Below are 1409 nucleotides of genomic sequence, written 5' to 3'. Positions count from 1 at the left end.
ATACATCCAGAATCAGTCAGAGGGTGCTATCCATCCCCACCGTATAGACGGTGGGGAATTCCGCACCTTACGTTAAATACCGACACCAGTAGGATGCGCTGCAGCAGCCTAGGAGAGAGCAAATTGGCGTTGGGATCCCGCGGTGGTTGGGTCATCTCCCTCCCCGTGGTGGGCTCGAAGGAGAGCGGCACCGTCATGGTGATGGAGTTAATCATGTTCAGCCATAGCACTTGAATGGCCAAAATGGGGAGCTCGCGGTTGAGGAGCACGCTAAGAAGAAGGGTCATCGACTCTCCCCCGTTCACCGGCAGGATGAAGGCGATGGCTTTAAGGAGGTTGTTGTAAACGGTGCGCCCCTCTTCGACGGCAGCCTCGATGGAGGCGAAGTTGTCATCGGTCAAGATCATGTCGGCGGCAGCCTTGGCCACTTCCGTGCCGCCCCTCCCCATGGCAATGCCCACATCTGCCTGCTTCAAGGCCGGCGCGTCGTTAACTCCATCGCCGGTCATGGCCACGATCTGACCCTGCGACTGCAAGGCCTTCACCAGGCGCAGCTTTTGCTCCGGCACCACCCGCGCAAAGACGGATCCCTCCTTGGCGGCAGTGACAAACTCCTCTGGGCTAAGCTGCTCCAGATCCCGGCCGCTGTAGGCTTTTACCGGTTTGCCACCGCCCAGGCCTATCTGCTCAGCAATGGCTTGGGCTGTAAGCACATGGTCGCCGGTAATCATCTTGACTTGGATCCCGGCAGTCTGGCAGGAGCGCACAGCGGCAATGGCCTCCGGCCGCGGCGGGTCGATCATCCCCTGCAAGCCCAAGAAAATCAGCCCTTCCTGCAGATCTGAGTGATCCACCTGAGTTTGGCTAGGGGGGACGGCTTTTTGGGCAAAGGCCAGGACTCGCAGCCCCTGCCGCGCCAAGGCCTCCACCTGCTGGCAAATCCGCTCTGCTTCCAAGGGCTGGATCTCCCCTTGGGGACCCATCTGGCTGCGGCAGCGGGGCAAGAGAGCTTCTACGGATCCCTTGACGTAGATACAGTGCTCCTCCGGCCCCAACCGGTGCAGGGTGGCCATGTACTGAAACTCGGATTCAAAGGGGATACTGTCTAGGCGAGGGCGACGGCGCTGCAGATCGTCTCGATCCAGCCCCCCTTTCTGGGCGGCTACGAGCAGAGCCGCCTCGGTGGGATCCCCTACAACTTCCCACTGACCGTCGTCCTTGGGTTGGAGGCGGCTGTCGTTGCAGAGGCAGCCGGCCACCAGGCAAGCCTCCAAGGCAGGCCATTGGCGAAGTTCGCCAGGGGAATTGGCCTCCTGAAACAGGATTTGGCCGTGGGGGCTGTAGCCACTGCCGGTAACCCGGTAGAGCCGGGATCCGGCGTAGATGGCCTGCACCGTCATCTGGTTTTC

General features: G+C 61.0%; 1 pseudogene. It reads right to left on the bottom strand.

Annotated features, from left to right (window positions below):
- Nucleotides 1-71: 71 nt before the first annotated feature.
- A pseudogene (locus tag NW863_RS13050) lies at nucleotides 72-1409 on the bottom strand (cation-translocating P-type ATPase); the annotation flags it as partial.

The organism is Synechococcus sp. B60.1 (genome assembly GCF_047462555.1).
In the GTDB taxonomy this organism is placed as follows: Bacteria; Cyanobacteriota; Cyanobacteriia; order Thermostichales; family Thermostichaceae; genus Thermostichus.
This window is presented reverse-complemented; position numbering and strand designations above follow the sequence as displayed.